We start from the raw sequence: 6,969 nt of genomic DNA, 5'->3' as shown, positions 1-6,969 counted from the left end.
TAAAATAATTTTTAGCATCATGCGTGGATGATAAGCTGGGCATCCAGTATGCTGGACGAATGAATCAAAGGCTTCACTCGGAATACTTTCTACTAAATGATGGATAGAAAAGGCGATATCGTTTTCTTGTAATTTCATTTCTAATTCTAAAGGTAAAATTAATTGATTCATGTTATAATCTTTAAACATAAGGACCCTTCTTTCTGGTTGAATTTGTTGTGGTGACTATATTTTATCAGAAGTGGTCCTTATTTTTATGGAAAAAATAAAACAAAGCCGTGAAATTTTACTCATCGTAAAATTTCACGGCTTTTTTCATCTCAGAGGAGGGTTTTGTCCCAGCCTCTTTCTTTTCTCAAGGACAATTATTTAGTAGAATAATAATAGATAAAATAATTAGGGAAGTGAGCGGAATATGATGACAACAGAAATTCAGATTTCAACGGAACATATTACATTAGGTCAGTTTTTAAAACTAGCTGATGTTATTCAGACTGGTGGAATGGTGAAATGGTTTTTAAGTGAGCATGAAGTTTATGTGAACGGTGAGTTAGAGGAACGCCGTGGTCGAAAGCTATATCCAGGCGATGAAGTAATAATCCCAGATATGGGTGAGTTTATCATTATATCTTAAGAGTTGGTGAATGGTTTGTACATTAAAGAACTTGCGTTAACAAACTATCGTAATTATGAAAAAACAACGGTTGCTTTTGAAAACAAAGTAAATGTCATTCTAGGAGAAAATGCGCAAGGGAAAACAAACATTATGGAATCAATCTTTGTTTTATCAATGGCAAAGTCACATCGTACCTCCAACGATAAAGAATTGATCAAATGGGAAAGTGAATTTGCAAAGATTTCTGGTGTTGTAGAAAAAGAGCGCGGTCCTGTGACGTTGGATTTAATCATTTCAACAAAAGGTAAAAAAGCAAAATATAATTACATTGAGCAACAAAAGTTAAGTCAATACATTGGTGCTATGAATACGGTTATGTTTGCTCCTGAGGATTTGAACCTGGTGAAGGGTAGTCCCCAAGTGCGGAGAAGGTTTATTGATATGGAGATTGGACAAGTTTCCCCTGTATACATGCATGACTTAAGCAAATATCAAAAAGTTTTACAGCACAGGAATCAATATTTAAAACAACTTCAAACACGAAAGCAATCTGACCTATCTTTGCTTGATATCTTAACTGCTCAGCTTACAGAAGTAGCAGCTTGTATTTTAAAAAAGCGATTTGAATTTTTGCAGCTTTTGCAAAAATGGGCAGAACCCATTCATTTTGGCATTAGCAGAGGGCTTGAAAATCTGCGTATCGAGTATAAAAATTCGATTGATGTATCAGAAGATGCAGATTTGTCGAAAATGATAGAAGCATATCATGAAAAATTTGATAAAATAAAGAGTAGAGAAATTGATAGAGGCGTTACCTTAATTGGTCCTCACCGAGATGACCTGCTATTTTACGTCAATGAAAAAGATGTTCAAACCTTTGGGTCCCAAGGGCAACAGCGTACAACGGCTTTGTCTTTAAAATTGGCGGAGATTGAGCTAATTAATCAAGAGATTGGCGAGTATCCCATTTTATTACTAGACGATGTTTTATCTGAGCTTGATGATTTCCGTCAGTCTCACTTGTTAAACACGATACAGGGAAAGGTTCAAACATTTGTGACAACCACCAGTATTGAAGGAATTCATCATGAAACTTTAGACAAAGCCGCTACGTTTGAGGTAGAGGCTGGGGTCATACAAAAAATTAAATAGTTTTTTCATACTGATAGCTTTTCAACGTTAATTTTAACAAAGTATGATATCATTATAGTTTTAAGTCTAATGTTTTAAAGCTTACCCTCAAAAATACGAAAGATGAGTTTTGCTTGTCTGAAGCTCCTAAGTGGTTTCCATTCAATTATTTAAGATACGTTAAAAAGAATACAATTATAAACAGTTCGCTGTTAATGAAAAGTGTAGGTGATACATTTGGCAATGGAACAAAAAGAAAAGCAATCATATGATGCTGACCAAATACAAGTGTTAGAAGGATTAGAAGCAGTACGAAAACGTCCGGGAATGTATATCGGCTCTACGAGTGCTAAGGGTTTACACCACCTCGTATGGGAAATTGTTGATAATAGTATCGATGAAGCGTTAGCTGGTTATTGTGATGAAATCAATGTCATAATTGAGAAAGATAATAGCATCACAGTTAAAGATAATGGGCGTGGAATTCCTGTTGGTATGCATGAAAAAATGGGACGACCTGCTGTTGAAGTTATCTTAACCGTTCTTCACGCTGGCGGTAAATTTGGCGGTGGCGGATATAAAGTTTCAGGTGGTCTACACGGTGTAGGAGCATCTGTTGTAAATGCGCTTTCCACTTACCTAGAAGTAAATGTACACCGAGACGGGAAAGTACATTATCAAAAATTTGAACGAGGTGTTCCCGTAGCAGATTTAGAAGTAACTGGTGAAACTGATAAAACTGGTACAGTTATCCACTTTCAGCCAGACGGTGAAATTTTTAACGAAACGTTAGAGTATGATTTTGATACATTGGCAAACCGATTACGTGAATTGGCTTTCTTAAATCGTGGAATTAAAATTACGATTGAAGATAAACGTGAAGAAAACAAAGTGCGTGAATACCATTATGAAGGTGGTATTAAATCATATGTTGAACATTTAAATCGTTCAAAAGAAGTTGTACATGAAGAGCCAATCTATATTGAGGGAAATCGCGACAGTATTTCAGTTGAGATTGCTATTCAATACAATGATAGCTATACAAGCAATCTGTATTCTTTTGCAAATAACATTCATACCTATGAAGGTGGTACACATGAAGCCGGCTTTAAAACAGCTTTAACACGTGCTATTAATGATTATGCACGTAAGAACAATGTGTTTAAAGATAGCGATACAAACCTTACAGGTGAAGATGTACGTGAGGGAATTACTGCAATCATTTCAATTAAACATCCAGACCCTCAATTTGAAGGTCAAACAAAAACAAAATTAGGGAATAGTGAAGCAAGAACTATTACTGATTCTGTATTTGCAGAGCACTTTGAAACTTACCTACTAGAAAATCCAGTGGTAGCTAAGAAAATTGTTGAAAAAGGTGTTATGGCAGCACGTGCTCGAATGGCAGCTAAAAAAGCAAGAGAATTAACAAGAAGAAAAAGCGCATTGGAGATCTCAAATCTACCTGGTAAATTAGCAGATTGCTCTTCAAAGGATCCTTCCATCAGTGAATTGTACATTGTAGAGGGTGATTCTGCAGGTGGTTCTGCTAAACAAGGGCGTAGTCGTCATTTCCAAGCTATCCTACCTTTGCGTGGTAAAATTATTAACGTTGAAAAGGCAAGACTAGATAAAATTTTATCTAATAACGAGATTCGTACAATTATCACGGCATTAGGTACAGGTATTGGAGAAGATTTTGATATTTCTAAGGCACGTTATCACAAACTTGTAATTATGACAGATGCCGATGTCGATGGAGCTCATATTCGTACGCTGTTATTAACATTCTTCTATCGCTACATGAGACAAATTATTGAGTCCGGTTATGTTTACATTGCACAGCCGCCATTATATAAGATCTCACAAGGGAAACGCGTAGAATATGCGTATAACGATAAACAGCTAGAAGAGCTCCTGCCAACGTTCTCAGAAGGATCTAAACCTAACCTACAGCGTTATAAAGGTCTAGGGGAGATGAATCCAGAGCAGCTGTGGGAAACAACAATGGATCCAGATACGCGTACGCTTCTACAAGTTAACTTACAGGATGCGATTGAAGCAGATGAAACATTTGAAATTTTAATGGGGGACAAGGTTGAACCACGCCGTAACTTCATTGAAGAAAATGCAAAATACGTTAAGAATTTAGATATCTAAACAAGATATTTTTTAGAATTAAAAAGAATGTTAAATGGCAGGGTAGAGGGATTTCTATCCTGCGTTTACATATGTGAACTACTATACTGAACTTCGTGAAGGAGGTTCTTATCGATGTCAGATAAACCAAACTCTCAAATTAAAGAAGTAAACATTAGCCAAGAAATGCGTTCTTCGTTTTTAGATTATGCAATGAGCGTTATTGTTTCACGTGCGCTTCCAGATGTACGTGACGGCTTAAAACCTGTTCATCGTCGTATTCTATATGCGATGAATGACTTAGGTATGACTTCGGATAAACCATTTAAAAAATCAGCTCGTATCGTAGGGGAAGTTATAGGTAAGTACCATCCTCATGGTGACTCAGCTGTCTATGAAACAATGGTGCGTATGGCTCAAGACTTCAGCTATCGCAATATGCTTGTAGATGGTCATGGTAACTTTGGTTCTATCGATGGTGATTCAGCAGCAGCGATGCGTTATACAGAAGCAAGAATGTCCAAAATCTCTATGGAGTTATTAAGAGATATCAACAAAGATACGATTGATTATCAAGATAACTATGATGGATCTGAGCGAGAGCCGGTTGTACTACCAGCTAGGTTTCCTAACTTACTTGTAAACGGCTCAGCGGGTATTGCGGTAGGTATGGCAACAAATATTCCACCCCATCAACTCGGAGAAGTTATTGATGGTGTACTAGCTGTTAGTAAAAATCAAGATATTACAATTCCAGAATTAATGGAAATCATACCGGGCCCAGACTTTCCAACCGCAGGTCAAATCTTAGGTATTAGTGGAATTCGTAGAGCGTATGAAACAGGAAAAGGCTCTATTATTATTCGTGCAAAAGTAGAAATTGAAGAACAATCAAATGGAAAACAAACGATTATCGTTAATGAGCTTCCATATCAAGTAAATAAAGCGAAGTTGATTGAAAAGATTGCAGAACTTGCTAGAGATAAAAAGATTGAAGGTATTACAGATTTACGCGATGAATCAGATCGCTCTGGTATGCGTATTGTAATCGAAGTTCGAAGAGATGCAAATGCCAATGTCTTACTAAATAACTTATATAAACAAACATCTTTACAAACAAGCTTTGGTATTAATATGCTTGCTTTAGTGGAAGGGCAGCCGAAGGTTTTAAACTTAAAACAGTGTCTACAGTATTACTTAGACCATCAAGTTGTTGTTATTCGCAGACGTACTGAATTTGAGTTAAGAAAAGCAGAAGCACGTGCTCATATTTTAGAAGGCTTAAAGATTGCTTTAGATAATCTCGATGCGGTTATTGCATTAATTAGAGCTTCTCAGACAACCGATATCGCTAGAGAAGGATTAATGACACAATTCTCACTAAGTGAAAAGCAGGCACAGGCTATTTTAGATATGCGTTTGCAAAAGCTTACTGGGTTAGAGCGTGAGAAAATTGAAGCTGAGTATCAATCTTTACTAGCTTTAATTGCTGAATTAAAAGCGATTCTAGCAGATAATGAAAAAGTTTTGGAAATTATTCGTGAGGAATTAATAGAAGTTAAAGATCGCTTTAATGATGGGCGTCGTACAGAAATTATAGCGGGTGGTTCTGAAGTTATTGAAGATGAAGATCTTATTCCGCGACAAGATATTGTTATTAGCTTAACACATAACGGATATATTAAACGATTACCTGTATCTACTTATAAGAGTCAGAAGCGTGGGGGGCGTGGTATTCAAGGAATGAATACCAATGAAGATGATTTTGTTGAACATCTTTTAACAACTTCTACACACGATACAATTTTATTCTTTACGAATAAAGGGAAAGTATACAAAACAAAAGGATATGAAATTCCTGAGTACGGAAGAACTGCTAAAGGGATCCCTATTATTAACTTATTAGAAGTAGATAAAGGTGAATGGGTCAATGCTATTATTCGAGTTGATGAGTTCGTTGATGACTGGTATTTATTCTTTACAACAAAACAAGGTATTTCAAAACGTACCCCATTATCTTCTTTTGAAAACATCCGTAATAGTGGCTTAATTGCATTAAGTTTACGAGAAGAGGATGAGTTAATCTCTGTAAAACTAACAGATGGTAAACGTGATATGGTTATTGGTACTAAAAATGGTATGTTGATTCGCTTTAATGAGAATGATGTCCGTTCAATGGGGAGAACAGCAACTGGTGTAAAAGGAATTACTCTTGATTCAGAAGATGAAGTAATTGGGATGGAGATTCTTGAAGAAGAATCAGATATCTTAATTATTACAAAGAATGGATATGGTAAGAGAACACCAGCTAATGAATACCGCATACAGACTCGAGGCGGTAAAGGTCTAAGGACATGTAATATTACAGATAAAAATGGTGATGTAGTCGCATTGAAGTGTGTAACATCTGGAGAGGAGATTATGGTAATTACAGTCAGCGGTGTATTAATTCGTCTGTCTGTCTCTGGAATTTCTCAAATGGGAAGGAACACTCAAGGCGTTAAAGTGATTCGTTTAGGAGATAGTGAGTTTGTTTCTACTGTAGCAAAAGTTCAAACATCTGAAGAAGATGAGGAGCTTGACGAAGAAGTCGACTCAGAACTAGACGTTACCAGTGAAGAATCACCTGAAAATGAGTAAATAGGCAAAAGGTTTTGACAGGAATGTCAAAACCTTTTTTTTATAGAAAAGCTTGTATTATCAAAAAGAATCTGGTAGTATATAAAAAGTCAGCAACGAGCTCTTAAATTAAAGTGTTAAAAAGTTGTTGACAACAAGCTCAAAACTTGTTATATTATAGAGGTCGCTTTTGAGCGACATGAAAAAAGAGTTCTTTGAAAACTGAACAAAGCGACAAACGTCAACGTTAATTTTTTAAACTTTTATGAGCAAGTCAAACATTTCTTCGGAGAGTTTGATCCTGGCTCAGGATGAACGCTGGCGGCGTGCCTAATACATGCAAGTCGAGCGAACTGATTAGAAGCTTGCTTCTATGACGTTAGCGGCGGACGGGTGAGTAACACGTGGGCAACCTGCCTGTAAGACTGGGATAACTCCGGGAAACCGGAGCTAATACCGGATAA

4 protein-coding genes, 1 rRNA gene and 1 pseudogene are annotated in these 6,969 nt (G+C 36.5%); 5 read left to right on the top strand and 1 reads right to left on the bottom strand.

Going from position 1 to position 6,969, the window contains the following annotated elements; genetic code table 11:
- Positions 1 to 189 (bottom strand): annotated as a pseudogene (locus AS180_RS20715) (IS5/IS1182 family transposase); the annotation flags it as partial.
- Between the two features lie 229 nt (positions 190 to 418).
- On the opposite strand from AS180_RS20715, the gene yaaA reads away from it, so the two are divergent.
- From yaaA to AS180_RS20690, 5 genes are all read left to right on the top strand, one after another.
- Positions 419 to 634: a S4 domain-containing protein YaaA gene (yaaA, locus tag AS180_RS20710; RefSeq protein WP_025907867.1), complete on the top strand. Its 216-nt coding sequence runs from the start codon at positions 419 to 421 to the stop codon at positions 632 to 634.
- 15 nt (positions 635 to 649) lie between these two features.
- On the top strand, positions 650 to 1,768 hold the full coding sequence (gene recF / locus AS180_RS20705) for a DNA replication/repair protein RecF (RefSeq protein ID WP_025907866.1): 1,119 nt from the start codon (positions 650 to 652) through the stop codon (positions 1,766 to 1,768).
- Between the two features lie 222 nt (positions 1,769 to 1,990).
- Positions 1,991 to 3,907, top strand: a complete 1,917-nt coding sequence (gene gyrB / locus AS180_RS20700; protein ID WP_025907865.1) for a DNA topoisomerase (ATP-hydrolyzing) subunit B — start codon at positions 1,991 to 1,993, stop codon at positions 3,905 to 3,907.
- A 114-nt stretch (positions 3,908 to 4,021) separates the two neighbouring features.
- Positions 4,022 to 6,526: a DNA gyrase subunit A gene (gyrA, locus tag AS180_RS20695; RefSeq protein WP_025907864.1), complete on the top strand. Its 2,505-nt coding sequence runs from the start codon at positions 4,022 to 4,024 to the stop codon at positions 6,524 to 6,526.
- A 262-nt stretch (positions 6,527 to 6,788) separates the two neighbouring features.
- Positions 6,789 to 6,969 (top strand): 16S ribosomal RNA (locus AS180_RS20690); the annotation flags it as partial.

The organism is Priestia veravalensis (genome assembly GCF_001457055.1).
GTDB lineage: Bacteria > Bacillota > Bacilli > Bacillales > Bacillaceae_H > Priestia > Priestia flexa.
This window is presented reverse-complemented; position numbering and strand designations above follow the sequence as displayed.

Bases quoted from the DNA above. Each gene is read 5' to 3' on its own strand.
- yaaA (WP_025907867.1), top strand. From the start codon at position 419: ATGACAACAGAAATTCAGATTTCAACGGAACATATTACATTAGGTCAG.
- gyrB (WP_025907865.1), top strand. From the start codon at position 1,991: ATGGAACAAAAAGAAAAGCAATCATATGATGCTGACCAAATACAAGTG.
- gyrA (WP_025907864.1), top strand. From the start codon at position 4,022: ATGTCAGATAAACCAAACTCTCAAATTAAAGAAGTAAACATTAGCCAA.